The organism is [Leptolyngbya] sp. PCC 7376, from assembly GCF_000316605.1.
In the GTDB taxonomy this organism is placed as follows: domain Bacteria; phylum Cyanobacteriota; class Cyanobacteriia; order Cyanobacteriales; family MRBY01; genus MRBY01.
Genome location: NC_019683.1, coordinates 492,991 through 509,206 on the forward strand (window position 1 = coordinate 492,991; position 16,216 = coordinate 509,206).

Annotated in this window: 15 protein-coding genes; 11 read left to right on the plus strand and 4 right to left on the minus strand. The window is 43.3% G+C overall.

The window, feature by feature from the left end; translation table 11 throughout:
- The first annotated feature begins 13 nt into the window (after positions 1-13).
- Complete coding sequence (locus LEPTO7376_RS02195; RefSeq protein ID WP_015132654.1) at positions 14-1,000, plus strand: hypothetical protein; 987 nt, start codon at positions 14-16, stop codon at positions 998-1,000.
- Between the two features lie 18 nt (positions 1,001-1,018).
- On the opposite strand, the gene LEPTO7376_RS02200 is transcribed toward LEPTO7376_RS02195, so the two are convergent.
- Positions 1,019-1,789: an SDR family oxidoreductase gene (locus LEPTO7376_RS02200; protein WP_041764708.1), complete on the minus strand. Its 771-nt coding sequence runs from the start codon at positions 1,787-1,789 to the stop codon at positions 1,019-1,021.
- 184 nt (positions 1,790-1,973) lie between these two features.
- On the opposite strand from LEPTO7376_RS02200, the gene LEPTO7376_RS02205 reads away from it, so the two are divergent.
- The 8 genes from LEPTO7376_RS02205 to LEPTO7376_RS02240 all read left to right on the plus strand — a co-directional run bounded on the left by LEPTO7376_RS02205 (position 1,974) and on the right by LEPTO7376_RS02240 (position 11,730).
- Positions 1,974-2,381, plus strand: coding sequence for a DUF4253 domain-containing protein (locus LEPTO7376_RS02205; RefSeq protein ID WP_071880727.1), 408 nt, complete (start codon positions 1,974-1,976; stop codon positions 2,379-2,381).
- A 714-nt stretch (positions 2,382-3,095) separates the two neighbouring features.
- The gene (locus tag LEPTO7376_RS02210) at positions 3,096-3,302 is read left to right on the plus strand and encodes an NblA/ycf18 family protein (RefSeq protein ID WP_015132657.1); all 207 of its coding nucleotides are present in this window, start codon (positions 3,096-3,098) and stop codon (positions 3,300-3,302) included.
- A 295-nt stretch (positions 3,303-3,597) separates the two neighbouring features.
- Positions 3,598-5,607 (plus strand): histidine decarboxylase, encoded by a 2,010-nt coding sequence (locus LEPTO7376_RS28210; protein ID WP_015132658.1) that lies wholly within the window; start codon positions 3,598-3,600, stop codon positions 5,605-5,607.
- A gap of 96 nt (positions 5,608-5,703) precedes the next feature.
- On the plus strand, positions 5,704-6,408 hold the full coding sequence (locus LEPTO7376_RS02220) for a 2OG-Fe dioxygenase family protein (RefSeq protein ID WP_015132659.1): 705 nt from the start codon (positions 5,704-5,706) through the stop codon (positions 6,406-6,408).
- Between the two features lie 45 nt (positions 6,409-6,453).
- Positions 6,454-7,725, plus strand: a complete 1,272-nt coding sequence (locus LEPTO7376_RS02225) for a cysteine desulfurase-like protein (protein ID WP_015132660.1) — start codon at positions 6,454-6,456, stop codon at positions 7,723-7,725.
- Between the two features lie 555 nt (positions 7,726-8,280).
- Positions 8,281-9,240, plus strand: coding sequence for an NAD-dependent epimerase/dehydratase family protein (locus LEPTO7376_RS02230; protein ID WP_015132661.1), 960 nt, complete (start codon positions 8,281-8,283; stop codon positions 9,238-9,240).
- Positions 9,241-9,281: 41 nt separating this feature from the next.
- Complete coding sequence (kbl, locus tag LEPTO7376_RS02235; protein ID WP_015132662.1) at positions 9,282-10,514, plus strand: glycine C-acetyltransferase; 1,233 nt, start codon at positions 9,282-9,284, stop codon at positions 10,512-10,514.
- 1 nt (position 10,515) lies between these two features.
- Positions 10,516-11,730 carry a threonine ammonia-lyase gene (locus LEPTO7376_RS02240; RefSeq protein WP_015132663.1) on the plus strand — a complete coding sequence of 405 codons (1,215 nt, stop codon included), beginning with the start codon at positions 10,516-10,518 and terminating at the stop codon, positions 11,728-11,730.
- Positions 11,731-11,840: 110 nt separating this feature from the next.
- On the opposite strand, the gene LEPTO7376_RS02245 is transcribed toward LEPTO7376_RS02240, so the two are convergent.
- The gene (locus tag LEPTO7376_RS02245) at positions 11,841-12,170 is read right to left on the minus strand and encodes a DUF86 domain-containing protein (protein WP_015132664.1); all 330 of its coding nucleotides are present in this window, start codon (positions 12,168-12,170) and stop codon (positions 11,841-11,843) included.
- Entirely contained in the window at positions 12,167-12,508 is a 342-nt protein-coding gene (locus LEPTO7376_RS02250) for a nucleotidyltransferase family protein (RefSeq protein ID WP_015132665.1), read from the minus strand. Before LEPTO7376_RS02250 ends, LEPTO7376_RS02245 begins: the two co-directional genes overlap by 4 nt.
- Positions 12,509-12,816: 308 nt before the next feature.
- On the opposite strand from LEPTO7376_RS02250, the gene LEPTO7376_RS02255 reads away from it, so the two are divergent.
- Entirely contained in the window at positions 12,817-14,367 is a 1,551-nt protein-coding gene (locus LEPTO7376_RS02255; RefSeq protein ID WP_015132666.1) for a peptide ligase PGM1-related protein, read from the plus strand.
- Here the strand turns inward: LEPTO7376_RS02255 and LEPTO7376_RS02260 are convergent.
- Positions 14,331-14,591, minus strand: coding sequence for a hypothetical protein (locus LEPTO7376_RS02260; RefSeq protein WP_015132667.1), 261 nt, complete (start codon positions 14,589-14,591; stop codon positions 14,331-14,333). The genes LEPTO7376_RS02255 and LEPTO7376_RS02260 overlap by 37 nt on opposite strands.
- Positions 14,592-14,936: 345 nt before the next feature.
- On the opposite strand from LEPTO7376_RS02260, the gene LEPTO7376_RS23130 reads away from it, so the two are divergent.
- A complete protein-coding gene (locus tag LEPTO7376_RS23130) occupies positions 14,937-16,049 on the plus strand; it encodes a pentapeptide repeat-containing protein (protein WP_015132668.1) in 1,113 nt (370 codons plus the stop codon).
- Positions 16,050-16,216 lie beyond the last annotated feature (167 nt).

The window sequence follows — 16,216 nt, forward strand, 5'->3', positions numbered from 1 at the left end:
CCGGACTTTCATAATGGGAGAGTACGGAATTTGGTGGCGCGAAAAAATAGCCTTGGCTCCTATGAAAAATGATTGGCTCACAAAAACATTAACGGTTGGTTTGAGTGTCTTTGCTCTGACGGTGACAGCTTGTAGCCCTGCGATTGAAGAAGAGGCAATTGAAGAGACCCCATCAGAAACCTCTAACGCAATAACAAATGAGGCCGGTGAGACTTTAGAAGACAACCGAACACTTGGTGAACCTATTGCCCAAAGTCCAGCAACAACTCCTGTTGCCGAGGCTCCCGAAACGGAAATCGACAACGAAAGTGAATTGGAATCGCCATCCACTGATACCGTTAGCGAGATTTTCTATTTGAGTCAATATCAGAGTGAGTCATGGGAGATTACCATTGCAGAAGGCGCCCAAGGATTTACCTATTATGGCTGTAACACTGGGGATGGTCTCGAAGACCCTTGTATCGTTCTGACAGAAGGCACACGTACCTGTGGTGGTGATGTTTGTATCTATGAGTGGGTATCAGGTGACATCACCTACGAAGCTGAAATCTCTGAGTATGGCAATAATTTGCTGGTGAGCCAAGGTGATACTGTCCTACTAGAAGAGCCTTATTTAGAGCCGTTTTATACCTCGGATGATGATATTCCTGCCGACCGAGAAGATGTGACTGGTATTTCTGAGGCTCAACTCAAGGCCACCGCTGACCAAATTTATCAAGCTGTTTATGAGAGAAATTGGCAGGCACTTGCCTCTCTCAGTACAGACCCTGTCAAAGTGAATTACCCTGATGAGGAAAAGTCCACCGAGGTCTCCAATAGCGACCTTCCCGATATCTTAAGCGAAGCTGACCTAACCCAGTGGGAAGCCCGAATTATGACAAATACAATTGATGACCTTTTGCTTAATCAATATGGCGCGATGTTTGGCGGTGGTGGAATTTGGATCAGCGAAATTATTGGTGAGTCAGAACCGCAAATTTACAGCATCAACATTTGGTAAATCTCAAAGAGTAAACCGCTATAAACCCGGTTGAGTTTGGGCAAATAGAGCGGAGAAATTATTGGTGACTGTTGCTTGAGATTCCGGCTTGGTTACCACATCAAATGCTTTATTGCGGGCATTGGGTTCGAGTAAAGCTTGCACTACAACTTCTGCAACATCCGCGCGAGGAATGCCTGTTGTTATGCCATCAGGAGTGTTCTTGAGCAAGACATCATTTTTGCTGACGACGAGTTCTCGTTTACCACCTTTTTCGTTGAGCAAACCACCTGCCCGAACGATGGTGTAGTCAATGCCGGAGTCGACAAGATATTGCTCTGCCTTGCGTTTCCAAATCAAAATATTGCCGTTGCCGAGGGTATTCAGAAAATGATTTTCGTCAGTACCGCCCATCGAACCAATGAGCACAATATGCTGAACTCCAGCCTTTTTTGCGGCATTAATTTGGTTAAGCTGACCTTGATAGTCAATCTGTTCGGGCATTTCTCCGTCTGGAAAGGCGAATTCTGGCCGTTGTCCGGTTTGGGAAGGCGCTTTCATTTGAGGTGTTGCGCTGGTGAGAATCACTAAGGCATCACAGCCTACAATAGCTGTCTCAAGAGCCTGTGTTTCCAGAATGCTACCGAAGTAAAAATTCTCAGTGGAGCCAAATATTTCTGTGGCTTTCTGAGGCGATCGCCCAAAGCATTTAACCGAAAATTGCTTTGGTAATGCTTGCAGCTTTTGAACGACTAAGGAGCCTGTGCGTCCAGTGGCACCAGTGACAAGAATTTGGAGAGGATTAGACATTCCGGTTAACAGCAAATAAAAATAGCAATACCAAGCCATACTCTAAAGTAATCGTCAGTCTTAAACAAACTCCTAACATGAGTTATTGACTCTAGAAAGTGTGGCATCTTCTGGGGCGATCGCCATACTTGATTGAAAAAAATAGAGACAATCCAATATCTCTAGATTATCTATGATGAAACATATGGATTTAAATCAAGCATTTAACCAAATACGAACTTTAGGAACGAATGGCATCAATTGCGATGTGACGACAGAAAATATTATTGAACGCCTATCAACATGGTCAAAGAATTTTGAGTTCGATGTTTTAGAAATCGATTATGCCACAGTGAAATTAGCTTTCAAGACAATGCCGAAAGAGCTGCGTAAATTTTGCGAAGAAGTCTATGAGTTTTGCCCTGACACTATTGATCAAGGATATGGCTGTTTAATGGATCTCATCGAGATCGCGGAGGCACATGGGCAACAGATACCACCTGAAAATCTAGAGCTAATGGAAGGGCTTGATCCAGATTCCGATGATTTTGGATTAGAGGTGATGCAGAGAGATTTATTAAGGACAAAGACATTAACGCTTTGGTGGGATTAGTCTAAACTTACCCTCTTGAAAATACTTCGATGATCAAGAGCTAATTGACTCTAGAAATTGTGTAATCCGTTGAGGCGATCGCCATACTCAATAAAAAAGGTTAGAGAGAATTCTTTATTGCTAATTTATTCATGCTTGAAGTATATAGTTAGTGTTCTGAAAAGATTGCTTTATTCAAAGTTCGTGGCATTCGGATTTAGATCTACTTTTGATTGAAAAAATATAGGCTTAAAAATCGTTGATAATAGAGTGCCGCTATAAGATGGAAATCGAAAATACTTATCTCTGGAAGAATTTAAAGATAGTGTAAATGGTTTTTCGTTATTGCTTGAATTGTTAAAGAATAATGAAAAAAGAGATTTGTTATAATAGTCTTAGTAAAGTGTCAGTCTAAAGAAATTGGAGGTGAATCCAATTCTCTGTTGTAACTTATTAAGATCTTTTCTTGGAAGCCAAATGATCGTAAGCTGCCGCCTATGGCGACCTTTCGTCAAGGTGATCGATTGTGTTTTTGTAAGATCTTATAGACTAGCCTTTCGGTAACAGGATATTTGTGAGGTGATAGGTGATTCTATTGCCTTCTGATTAAAACTTTAAAGAAACAAGTCCACATTGATTTTCTGAATAGGACTTGCTCAAAAAGTTTCACTTCGCAGTAAATACTCCTGTTTCAAAAGTGCATAAGGCAGTATTTTCTGATTTGAGGTGAAGACAATGACAGATAATCCAAGTACGCTCCGAATGGAGCAGCAGTTTCGTTTGAAGATGTTAGGCGATGCAGTGAAAGGTGCTAGCCATGAGCAACTAGAGGAGCTTTTTCTCGAAGCTTCGAGGCAGTTGATGTTAAAAGATAACTGGATTCATCAAATGTTCAGAGAATGTCATTTTTCTGGATTCCCTGGTTTGAAAAAATCAACATAGGTAAAAAATAACTAGGACTGAAGTAATCCTTTATCAGTAAATCGTTGATAGGGAAGTATTTTTCGTGAAGAGATATAGGTTGCATAATGCTTCCCTAATTGACGATCGTCCTTTAGTAGCCAGGTAAAGTCGAGAGTTTATCTGATATTTGGGTTTGTGGCAGTAGAAAAAGTCTATGCCGTAGTAAATTGTGCTGGCTGAATAATGAGATAAAGCTCGGATTCTCGAAAAAAATATAGGCCGTTTTTTAATGTGGCTCCCTTGCGACAGGGATGTCCGGTCAGGAGGTTAAATTATGTCAGTAATTAGTGATGAATTACAAGACAAAAAAAAGATTGTATTGGAAGATTTTTCTTTGGTTAATCAGTCAAAGAAATTAGAAAGGCATGAAATAAAAAGTCATATGGATGGTTTGAAAGAGTATTTTCGTGACCAAAAATCTCACTTTGCAGGATATCAAGTTAACGCTGACTTTGATTATTCTGCTCTGTCTGATTTTTTGGAGTTCCATATTAATAATGTTGGTGACCCATTTGTCGCGGGCACCTATGGCATTCACTCACGGATGATGGAACGCCCTATCATCGAATTCTTTGCCAAACTTTTTCATGCAAAAGAGAAGGATTATTGGGGTTATGTGACTAGTGGTGGCACTGAGGCAAATATGTATGGTCTGTATACAGGCCGTGTTTTTCTAGAGTCAGAATCAACATCGTCTGTATCTCCCAAGCCCATCGCCTATTTTTCTGAGGAGACCCATTATTCGATCCGTAAGGCGCTGCGAATGTTGGCGATTGACTCTGAGATTATCTCGTCTACGCCAAAAGGATCTATCAAGGTATCCAAATTAATGGATGCCATTCTGCAAAGTGATATCGATGCGAATCCTCCTCTGATTGTGGTGACCATGGGGACATCCTTTAAATGTGCCTACGATGATTTGGAGGAGATTGTTAAACAATTGCGTCAACACCATATCGAGAAGTTTTACATTCATGTTGATGCGGCATTGAGTGGACTATTTCTACCTTTTCTTGAGGTGAGTCAGGAAAATGATCATGATGCTAAGCTCTCCACAAACAAGATTCCTATTTTCGATTTTCGTCTCCCCATCGGCAGTATCGCGGTCTCCGGACATAAGTTTATTGGGACGCCTTTTCCTTGCGCCATTTTTATGACGCTGAAAGGCAACATGAGGCATGAGTGGGAAAAAATTGACTACGTGGGTAGTCTTGATTCCACGATGTCAGGGTCACGTAATGGGTTGGCTCCCATCTTCCTTTGGTATGCGATCGCCACAAAAGGATTTAGTGGATTGACTAAATATGCGTTAAAAATGCTCGAAACCGCAGACTATGCCGTTCAGCGGATTACCGATGCAGGCTTGAATGTTTGGAAAAATGATCTTGGTTTATCCGTGATCTTTGATCGTCCGCCGGAGTGGATTGTTCGCAAATGGTCTTTGGCAACGGTCGGAAATATGTCCCACATCTTCACGATGGGTCATGTCACTCATGAAATGATCGATGAACTTACCCAAGATTTACAGCAAGCAAGGCAAACTGGGCTGCGGAAAGAACAGCTGCCGAGTCATCATGTTCCCGCATTGACGATGGATGCGACGAATATTCCAAGTGTTAATTTCAATTGTCGAACTGACTACGCTTTGGAGCATGTTAATTCGATTGACCTGAAAAAACTTGAGCCGTTTTTCGAGGATATGCCTGCTGATGCTTATCTCGAAGGTGGTTATCGATTCAGACGTTTTTCGCATATAGAAGTGGTTGGCGATCGCATTCATCGATTACCCCATGGCTATTTATTCCAGAGTCAAGATTACAATCCCTTGCTAGGTGACGTGGTGAGAGATTATCCCGAATGTGACCAAGCATTGATTGATCTGCCTGATTTCCAGAAGTTGATATTTGAATTCTTTGAATTTGCGCGACTATGCACAACCTCCAATAAGATTGGTGTTCATCAAATTCGCACAATCGCCAGGATGGATCATGTTGGTCATCCTGCCCCAGAAGGTCGCCATCAAGATGGTGTGGATACGATCGGTATCTTTTGTTTGCGTCGCCACAACATTGAAGGAGCTGAAACCTCGCTATTTAAATCGAAGGATAGTGAGCAACCTGTGATGACAAAAATCCTCAATCCTGGGGAATTACTCGTGGTCAGTGATCGCCAATATTTCCATTACACATCTCCCACCCGTGCACTCTCGACTGAGAACGGTATTCGGGATGTATTTGTCCTCACTTGTCCTGACTTAGTCACGACAGAATTACCGAAACGATGAGAGTGTTTTTGGCGCAAACATGCTCTCACTAACTTTGCTGTTTAGTTGGGCGATCGCCACATTTTTGAAGTATTCCAAATCCAAATAGGAGTAATCATGTTGCAAACACGACAGACTCAAAACTTTAATTGCAAAACTGACTATGCGATTGAAAGCCTTAATGCCATTGATTTGGCAAAATTTGAACCCTTCTTTGAGAATCTCCCAGTCGATCCATATTTGGAGAGAGGGTATCGCTGCCGACGTTTTTCTCGTGTGCAAGTTTTGGGCGATCGCCTCTATCCATTAGCACCCAACTATTTCTCTCAAGGTCAAGATGGCAACTCATTACTAGGGGGGGCTGTACGAGAATATGCAGAATTAGAGCCAGAATTATTTACCTTGCCAGATTTTCAAAAATTAGTGCTTGAATTCTTTGATTTTGCCCGCCTTTGTTCTGGGTCTAGCGAAGTCGGTATCCACCAAATTCGTACTGTGGCGACGAGTGGACAACCTGCACAACCTTGTCCAGAAGGGATTCATCAGGATGGCGGGGAAACTATGGGGATCTTTTGTCTGAGTCGTCAAAATGTTGATGGGGCGAAAACGTCTTTGTACACTTCCCCAGAGAGTAAGCCAATCATCACGAAAATTCTGAATCCCGGTGAATTTCTTGTGATTAGCGATCGCCGATATTTCCATTACACATCTCCTTTCTTTGTGGATGATGCTGAGCGAGGTACAGGAATTAGAGATGTGTTTGTCTTTACGAGTCCGGGTTTAGTGATTACCGATTTTCACAAACCGATGTTGTCAACCTAGTTCAGCACATCGTTTATCCATACCGTTGCGATAGGAGAGAGTGTCATGTCTTTTGATATTGATTGGATTCGCCAACAGTTCCCAGCACTAACCCAGAAACACAATGGGCAACCCGTCATCTTTTTCGATGGGCCGGGTGGGACACAGGTCCCTAATTCAGTGATTTCAGCGATGACAAACTATCTGGTGCACTCGAACGCCAATGCCCACGGTGCTTTTATCACGAGTGAACGTACCGATGCCACCATCACAGCGGCAAGGGAGGCGATGGCCGATTTTCTGGGTTGCGATGGTGATGAAATTGTCTTCGGTGCAAATATGACCTCGCTCACTTTTCGCTTTAGTCGGGCGATCGCCAGAGAACTAAAGGCGGGCGATGAAATTGTTGTGACGCGATTAGACCATGATGCTAATGTTGCGCCGTGGATGGCATTGGAGGAAAAAGAGGTTGTGGTGCGAATGGTGGATATCAACCCGAGTGATTGCACCTTGGATATGGCAGATCTTGAAAAGAAGGTGGGCGATCGCACAAAGTTAATCGCGGTGGTCTATGCCTCTAACGCCAGTGGCTCGGTTAATAATATTCCGGCGATCGTTCGTTTAGCTCATCAGGTAGGGGCTTGGGTATTTGTTGATGCAGTGCATTATGCTCCCCATGGTTCGATCGATGTGCGGGCAATGGACTGCGATTTTCTTGTTTGTTCTGCCTACAAATTTTTTGGCCCCCATGTCGGTATTCTCTACGGCAAACGGAAACATTTGGCACGTTTGCGTCCCTACAAAGTTCGACCTGCGGCGGATGTCGTTCCCTCTCGCTGGGAAACTGGCACACTGAATTTTGAGGGGTTGGCTGGAGTCATCGGCACAATTGACTATCTGACTGAGTTGGGTCGTCGGGTATCATCTGCCCGTGGCGATCGCCATGCGCTTTTAGTTGCGGCTCTAGATGCGACTCGCCAATACGAACGAAAACTTTGCGAGCATTTAGTGATGGGATTGTTGCAGATATCGGGGGTCACCATCTATGGCATTACGGAACTGGTACATTTTGATTGGCGTGTCCCCACTGTTTCAATTCATCTGCAAGGATATACGCCCTATGAACTGGCTAAAGCATTAGGCGATCGCGATATTTTCACTTGGCACGGTAATGTTTATGCTCTCAATCTCACTGAGCGGTTGGGTATTGAATCAAAGGGTGGTTTTTTGCGGATTGGTTTAGTTCACTACAACACATTGGCAGAGATAGATCGGCTATTGGCAACTCTCCAGGCGATCGCCCCAAAGTTATCCCTCATCATTCCTGCACTGTTATAAATGACTATTGTAGCTGGAACACTCATATTGACTTTGGCACCATTGTTTTAATTTGATTTAATACGTTTGATTTGCCATCAAAAAATAACGCAGATAAGTATTAGATTAGAGATGCTGATTCCGAGCTTATTGCAATCGAAATTGCTTTCTTTTTGTTGTTGCTTAAAGCAGGAAGAAACAGAGAGACAAACTACACAAAAGACTACACAAAACCTGACACTCTCTAAAAGAATGAATACAATAGATGTAATAGCGTTCAATTTTTGGATTCTAGTCATGACGGGTCGATTTCGATATAAAAACCGTCAATAATGATTGTGTTAGCTGCTATTGATGAGTTCCCTAAATCCATTTGAAAATTTATCTGTCAATAAACTTCTCAGCTAACCCTATAAGTTTTTCTGTTTTTTGTTTCTAATGATTTTAGTGGATTTCAAGGCGTCGATCTACCCAGAATAAAGCTCCCGAATTCAATAGAAATGGGCATTCTCAGTTCATTCTGATGTTTTTTGTTGCTTGAATTTAACTCTGAAAATGATTTGCTGGGAGGGGATTTTGACTAAAGTAGAAAGTATTTTAATTACCGGTGCTAATGGTCAGATTGGAAGTGATTTAGCGATCGCCCTGCATGACTATCATGGCGTGAAAAAAGTAATTGAAACTGGCCGCCGACTCCCCTCTAACTCAGGCGCAAATCGCCAGTCGTATCGGATTCTGGACGTCACAGATATATGGCGACTGCAAGAACTTGTAGAGCAAGATCATATTGATACCATCTATCATCTCGCAGGGGTGTTGTCGGCAACGGGGGAAATGCAACCTTATCGTTGCTGGCAGGTAAACATCGAGGGTCTCAGAAATGTTCTGGAAGTGGCGAAAGCGCACCAAGTGAAAGTGTTTTGGCCAAGTTCGATTGCTGTGTTTGGGGCGAATACTCCCAAGATTAATACTCCCCAAATCGTGATCGAAGATCCTTCCACCATGTATGGCATTACAAAATCTACAGGGGAAATGCTTTGCCACTATTACGCTGATCGATTTGGCGTGGATGTACGCAGTCTGCGTCTACCCGGCATCATTAGCCATCGCACTTTGCCCGGAGGCGGCACGACGGATTTTGCAGTAGAAATCTTTTACGATGCACTCAAATTTGGCAATTACAGTTGTTTTGTCCGCCCTGATACTCGCTTACCAATGATGTATATGCCGGATGCGATCGCCGCTATTTTGGGTCTGATGGATGCGAAATCTGATTCGATTACCGTTCGCTCTAGCTATAACATTGCCGCTGTCAGTTTTTCCGCCGCAGAACTCGTTGCAGAGATTCAAAAGCATTTGCCTGATTTTAGTTGTGATTATGCTCCCGATTTCCGGCAGGCGATCGCCGATTCTTGGCCAATGGTAATTGATGATTCCCAAGCGCGGCAGGATTGGGGGTGGCAACATCATTATGATTTGTCGGCAATTGTGACAGATATGCTCCAGCAACTGTCTCGCAAAGGTATTGGCAATTAGTTAGAGACAGGTTTTATGTCGAAATAGCAGGAGATACCACGATGATGAAAACAGCTTCCCCCGTCTTTCAGTCAATTTTGGCAGAGATTCGCCAGTCCGGTCTGCATAAAGAAGAACGCATTCTTATATCGCCTCAGGGAACCGATATTTCTGTGAGCACAGGGCTAGACGTGATTAACTTTTGTGCAAATAACTATTTAGGGTTGTGCAATAGTCCAGAGCTGGTGGCGATCGCCCAGGAAGGTCTTGCTAAATATGGTTTTGGTCTGTCTTCGGTGCGATTTATCTGCGGTACTCAAACTATCCATAAAGAGTTAGAAGCGAAGATTTCACAGTTTCTCGGCACAGAAGATACCATTCTCTATGGGTCTTGTTTTGATGCCAATGGTGGCTTGTTTGAAACGCTTTTAGATGATGACTGTGCGGTATTTAGTGATGCTCTTAACCATGCCAGCATTATTGATGGATTACGGTTATGCAAAGCGAAATGTTATCGCTATAACCACAGTGATATGGCGGATTTGGAGCAGGCTCTACAGCAAACTCAGTCTGCCAAAATTCGATTAATTGCCACCGATGGTGTCTTTAGCATGGATGGGGAGATCGCCAAGTTAAAGCAAATCTGCGATTTAGGCGATCGCTATGATGCTTTAGTGATGGTCGATGATAGTCACGCCACTGGTTTTTTCGGTGCAACAGGTCGAGGCTCTATCGAATACTGCGGTGTAATGGGTCGAGTCGATATTATTACCAGCACGCTGGGTAAAGCTTTGGGCGGAGCTTCGGGGGGCTTCACTTCCGGTCGCCAAGTCATTATTGATTTATTGCGTCAGCGATCGCGCCCTTATTTATTTTCCAATAGTCTGGCTCCAGTCATTGTTTACACGAGTCTCAAAGCGTTAGAGATAATTGAGCAGAATCGAGAGTTAGGCGATCGCCTTGCTGAGAATACCCACTATTTTCGCCAGAGGCTAACGGATTTGGGTTTTGATATTAAACCTGGTATCCATCCGATTGTGCCGATTATGCTTTACGAGGCTCAACTGGCCAAAGATATGTCCCGCGATTTGCTGGAAGAGGGGATTTATGCCATTGGTTTTAGCTATCCGGTTGTGCCCAAAGGTCAGGCTCGCATTCGTCTACAGATTTCCGCTGCCCATACCCGCAAACATCTCGATCGTTGCATTGATGCATTAGCTCGAATTGGCAGAAAGTATGGTGTTATCTCAGATAAAATTCCTGTCCTAGCCGAGCACACGAGTCGAGGAGGTTGAGATGACTGTCACGCTTCAGGATATTCGCAAGGCTGCTGAGATTATTCATGAACGAGTATCAAATACGCCCTGTCGTCAGTCGCGATCGCTATCGGAACTGGTTGGCACAGAAGTTGTACTGAAATTTGAAAATCTGCAATTTACTGGCTCATTTAAAGAGCGTGGTGCTTTGGTGAAATTGCTGTCTTTAAATGCAGCACAACGAGAAAAAGGCATTGTGGCAATGTCTGCGGGCAACCATGCTCAGGCTGTGGCTTATCAATCGAAACAGCTTGGTATTCCAGCAACGATTGTGATGCCAAAATTCACTCCCAATATCAAAGTGGAGCGTACCCGTGCGTTTGGAGCTGAGGTGATCTTTCATGGGGATACCCTAGACGATTCGATTATGCTCGGACAAAAACTAGCCCATGAGCAGGGATTGCAGACGGTTCATCCCTACGATGACGAGCGCATTATTGCGGGACAGGGAACGATCACCCTTGAAATGTTGACCGTTTACCCTGAGCTGGATGTGCTCCTTGTGCCAGTGGGTGGTGGTGGTTTGATTGGTGGGAATGCGATCGCCGCAAAAAGTATAAAACCTGAGATCAAAATTATCGGCGTACAAACCCAGCGATTTCCTTCGATGTTCCGAGCTTTGCAAGGAGAGTTGGCAGTTTGCGGTAGTTCAACAATTGCGGAAGGCATTGCCGTAAAATCTCCTGGTCAATTGACGTTACCGATTGCGAGGGAATGGGTGAATGAGATTTTATTGGTGTCGGAAGCTGAGATTGAAAATGCCGTACGGTTTTTGTTAGAGCGAGAAAAAACGGTTGTCGAGGGAGCCGGAGCCGTTGGGGTTGCAGCCTTAATGAAATATGGCGATCGCTTTTCTGATCAGTCAGTGGGAATCATTCTGAGTGGTGGAAATATCGACTTACCGATTTTGTCCCGCATTGTGCAGCGGGGATTGGTGCGTTCCGGTCGATTGGTTCGGCTGGATGTAGATGTCAAAGATCTGCCGGGAGGATTGGCCGGAGTATCCCAATGTATTGGTGATGCTGGCGCGAATATTATCGAAGTACAGCATCAGCGGGCATTTACTAGCTTGCCGCTTCAATCAGTCAATATTCAGTTTGTGTTGCAAACGCGAGGAACGGAACACCTCCAGCAAATTATTGCCGCGCTTTTGGAACAAGGTTATCCAATTCATACTTCCCAACAAGTTGACTGACAAAATTCTCCATCAGGGATTTTAAATTATGTTTGAATGGGCAAATGTAAAAAACAAAACTAACTGCCGATTGATTCAATGAATTTTGCGATTTCGTTGGGCAATCATCTCTAAAATTTAATCCTTTGCAATGAGCTTAATAAGTTTGGAATATCGATCCGAATTACTTCCCACAAAATTGAAGAGTCTACTTCTTTGTATTCATGAATGACGCGATTTCGCATGCCGCGAATTGCATGGAATGGTATTTGAGGGTTTTCCGCAATGAATTTTGTAGAAAAGCGATTTGTTGTTTCTCCTAAAATCGCTATCTGATATAGAACTGACGATTGTGTCTTTTTATCTTCCTCAAAGTTTGTATAGTTGTAGCCTTGGCTAAATTGCAAAATGAGATTACACGCTTCTATTGCATCTAGCAATATCTCTTGGTCTCGATTCATCGATTGTATAAAACCTGGCTGTGTTCAAGAATATTGCGGCGGCGGATTGGATTATGACTGTTTTCGATGGAATGGCGGGTCACAATGTCTATGGGGCGATCGCCAAAAAGCTCGCTAAATTCTTGTTCGATGGTATCGAGATTGAAAAAAGTAATCTTGGCATCTGCGGCAAAACTAACCAACAAATCAATATCACTATCTATTCGAAAATCATCCCGCAGTACAGAACCAAAACAGGATAGCTCAGTAATTTTCCAACGTTGACAAATCTCTTCTAAAGCGCGGCTTGGGATTTTAACTGTTGGGTTTAATACGACAACCTCATCTGTCGAAACCATGGCGATCACCTCAAAATAAGATTGCATTCTAATTATAAACAGTGCTACCTGAGTAAATTTTGTCTAGTGATAATGAAATGCGAGAACAAAATCAAGAGCTGGTTTATTCGAGGAATTGTGAGATTTCTTGGGGCGATCGCCGCGCTAAGTTCAAACGCAATAACGCCAAGACTGGGAATTGCTCTCGTCGCTCGCTAGTTCCTGCTATAAGATCTCTAATACTATTAAGGCGATCGCCACACCGTATCCTTTGGTCTTTAGTATGGAGGCTACAGGTATTTCGATTGATGTTCAGCTGAGAGAAAACCGTGCCGAGTGCTTCCGATGATTTCCAATCCTTCGCCGCATTGCAGCATCAGCTGAAAAAATGTTGGCAAGATGACGAAGAGCTAGAAACGGGTAACCAAGATATTTTAGTGATTCCGTCCTTTAGTATCGACCAGCAGGTTGGTCAGAACGTGCCAGGTTTCTTGCACTACGAGGAACGTTTACTCTTCTCTCTCATTCGGCTGCGTAATCCCCTCACTCGGCTCATCTATGTCACCGCGCAGCCCCTCGCCCCTCTGATCATTGATTACTATCTCCAACTTTTATCGGGAATTCCGTTTTCCCATGCCCGCGATCGCCTGCTGCTGATTACCACCTACGACACCTCTTACAAGCCACTAACAAAAAAAATTCTGGATCGACCCCGCCTCGTCGCTAAAATCCGACGGGCACTGCGTCCCAATCAGTCATTTATGGTGTGTTATAACGCCACTGAGTTAGAAAAAGAACTCTCGGAAAAGCTCCAAGTGCCACTCTTTGCAGCTAGTCCAGACGTGAGTCACTGGGGTTCAAAAAGTGGTAGTCGTCAAGCTTTTGAGTTGGCAGAAATTCCATTCCCTGATGGTAGTCATCTCGTGAAAACAGTCCCAGATTTAGTTGAAGTCACAGCGTCGCTATGGCATCGAAAGCCGGAACTTCAGAGGATTGTAATTAAGCTGAATGAGGGGTTTTCCGGGGAGGGAAATGCAGTGCTTGATCTGCGCCCATTGCCTCCCGTTTCAACCCTGACTGAACGGCAAACATTAATTGCGAAAGCTTTACCGGAAATGAATTTCCAAGCAGCAACGGAAACTTGGGAACATTTTGCTTCACGAATTCCAGAACTTGGGGCGATCGCCGAAGCATTTATCGAAGGGGAAACCAAGCGATCACCGAGTGTGCAAGGGTTGATTTTGCCGAGTGGAAAGGTCGAAATTCTCTCTACCCATGATCAAATTTTAGGTGGGCAGGATGGTCAAATTTACTTGGGATGTACCTTCCCTGCTGCGGCAGAATATCGTCTCCAGTTACAAATCCTCGGTTTAAAGGTCGGTGAAATTCTGGCAGCAAAGGGTGCAATGGAGCGCTTTGGTGTTGACTTTATCGCGACCCAACAGCCAGACAAATCCTGGGATCTCCAAGCAATTGAAATTAACCTCCGTAAAGGAGGAACAACCCATCCTCTGATGACCCTCAAGTTATTGACTAATGGTGAGTATGATTATCAATCAGGCTTATTTTTTACACCGCAAGGACAAGAAAAATACTACATTGCCTCTGATAATCTCCAGAAAAACCAATACCAAGGACTTTTGCCCAGTGATTTGATGGATATCATTGCGGCGCACGGCTTACATTTCGATAGCAGCACGAAAACAGGTACTGTATTTCATTTGATGGGAACCCTATCCCAACACGGCAAACTTGGCCTCACCAGTATTGGGAATTCACTGGCCGAAGCGGAAGCCCATTACCAACGTGTTGAAGAGGTGCTCGATCTAGAAACTTCTGGTTATTATGCAACCTCTAGCCATTTGCCTTTAACTTGGTAGATGGTCATCGCTGGCAGGGTGATCGCCACTTCAAGATCCGTGGGGTTGAGAATGCTACCAAAGTAAAAGTTATCGGTATTGCCAAAAATCTCAGTCGCTTTTTCCGGCGATCGCCCAAAACCTTTAGCGATAAATTTCTCTGGTAATGCTTGCAATTTCTGTAAAACGAGGGAGCCTGTGCGTCCCGTTGCGCCAGTCACCAAAACTTTGAGAGGAGTTGCCATCTCGATTTATCACCAATGAAAATACTAAGAGGATGTCTGAAAAGGGTCTGACCGTAACTTTTGTCGAAATGAGTTGCACGTAAAAATAAGTACTTCAGGCGATCAACCTGGCGGAATTTACGCAGTATTTATCGAACATAAAGACTTTTCAGACATCCTCTAAGCCACACCTTAAAGCAATCTGCTCCACGACATGAATCAGTGTGTGGGAGATTAATTTAGCGGGCGATCACTAATACAGCAAAACTTTACCGTATTTTTCTGTTGTGGCAAGGAGAATACGAGTGATTTTATCTCTAGTCTCTAATGGCTTAAGGTGTTTGGAAGCATCGATCCAAAATAACAATGGCAAAACCACCAAAACCTATTCCTGAAAAGTTAACTGAAAAGACGGCATTTGAGATTTATCAGCAACGTTTAAAGCATGGTATCGAAGAGAATTCGGATGCAGATTGGCAGCAAGCAATAGAGTATTTACAGAAGCATCGTTTCAAAGTGCGCTTGTGGCAATTAAAACAATATGTGATTACCTTCGCTTTTCAGACAGAAAGAAGACTGGAAGACTTAGCTGCGCTACTTTATAAAATGGCAATTTTTGAGATCCTAGATTTCGCAGGGAAAGCAGCCATAATTATTGCTGTTTACAGCTATTTTGCAGGAGCAGAAGATCGACAGAAACAATCAAATTATCAGGCTTGGCAAGTTATTAATTCAGCGGTTGGACAAGTTCATGGTGGTGGTCGTACAGATGCTCTAGAGGATCTAAATGAAAATAATGTGTCATTACTTGGGATCAATCTCCAAAATGCTCATATTCCAGGAGTCAACCTAAAAGAGGCATATCTTGTCAATGCGAACTTAAAAGACGCAGATCTTAGCTGGGCAAATCTAGAAAGAACATTGCTTTGGGATGCGAATTTAGAAGGGGCAGATCTTGTTAAGGCGAATTTACAAGAAGCAGGGCTAGTGAATGCGAATCTAGAAAAAGCAAATCTTATGCTTGCAAGTCTAGAAGAAGCATATCTTATGAGCGCAAATTTAGAGAAAACAGATTTTATAAGTGCAAATCTGGAAGGAGCAAATTTTACTGAAGCAAATCTAAAAGGAGCAAGACTTACTGGTGTAAATTTAAAAAGAGTAAATTTCACCAAAGCGAATCTAAAAGGAGTGAGGCTTGTCAGTATAAATTTAGATGAGGCAGATTTTACGAAGGCCAATCTGTCAGAGATACAATTTTTAGGAGGCATCTCTGACTTCCAAAAACTCACACTGGAACAGCTTGAACAGTCCTGCTTTTGGGACAATGGCATAACAGTTTGGGATGAACAAACAAAGAAACGTATTTCTCTTGGTGTAGCGGTTATTGAAAAAGCAATGAACGAATCCCCTTATAATGTGGCCGCTTGCACTGAGTATTGGGATGAGCGTAAAACTAGAGAAACTGAATTGAAACAGTGATTTTTCAATAAACTTATTTGACAAATCGTTTTAAGCAATTAGTAAGATATTCACTTTTAGATAAACGGCTGTTATCAGTTATTGATAGATTCTATGAATTGTGCAATTTCTTTGGGCGATCGCAGATGATAGACAGCTTTAGTTTCTTTGGATTTCTCGATGTTTGG

Coding starts and splice junctions, on each gene's coding strand:
- LEPTO7376_RS02195 (WP_015132654.1), top strand. CDS start 14: ATGGGAGAGTACGGAATTTGGTGGCGCGAAAAAATAGCCTTGGCTCCT.
- LEPTO7376_RS02200 (WP_041764708.1), bottom strand. CDS start 1,789: ATGTCTAATCCTCTCCAAATTCTTGTCACTGGTGCCACTGGACGCACA.
- LEPTO7376_RS02205 (WP_071880727.1), top strand. CDS start 1,974: ATGGATTTAAATCAAGCATTTAACCAAATACGAACTTTAGGAACGAAT.
- LEPTO7376_RS02210 (WP_015132657.1), top strand. CDS start 3,096: ATGACAGATAATCCAAGTACGCTCCGAATGGAGCAGCAGTTTCGTTTG.
- LEPTO7376_RS28210 (WP_015132658.1), top strand. CDS start 3,598: ATGTCAGTAATTAGTGATGAATTACAAGACAAAAAAAAGATTGTATTG.
- LEPTO7376_RS02220 (WP_015132659.1), top strand. CDS start 5,704: ATGTTGCAAACACGACAGACTCAAAACTTTAATTGCAAAACTGACTAT.
- LEPTO7376_RS02225 (WP_015132660.1), top strand. CDS start 6,454: ATGTCTTTTGATATTGATTGGATTCGCCAACAGTTCCCAGCACTAACC.
- kbl (WP_015132662.1), top strand. CDS start 9,282: ATGATGAAAACAGCTTCCCCCGTCTTTCAGTCAATTTTGGCAGAGATT.
- LEPTO7376_RS02240 (WP_015132663.1), top strand. CDS start 10,516: ATGACTGTCACGCTTCAGGATATTCGCAAGGCTGCTGAGATTATTCAT.
- LEPTO7376_RS02245 (WP_015132664.1), bottom strand. CDS start 12,170: ATGAATCGAGACCAAGAGATATTGCTAGATGCAATAGAAGCGTGTAAT.
- LEPTO7376_RS02250 (WP_015132665.1), bottom strand. CDS start 12,508: ATGGTTTCGACAGATGAGGTTGTCGTATTAAACCCAACAGTTAAAATC.
- LEPTO7376_RS02260 (WP_015132667.1), bottom strand. CDS start 14,591: ATGGCAACTCCTCTCAAAGTTTTGGTGACTGGCGCAACGGGACGCACA.
- LEPTO7376_RS23130 (WP_015132668.1), top strand. CDS start 14,937: ATGGCAAAACCACCAAAACCTATTCCTGAAAAGTTAACTGAAAAGACG.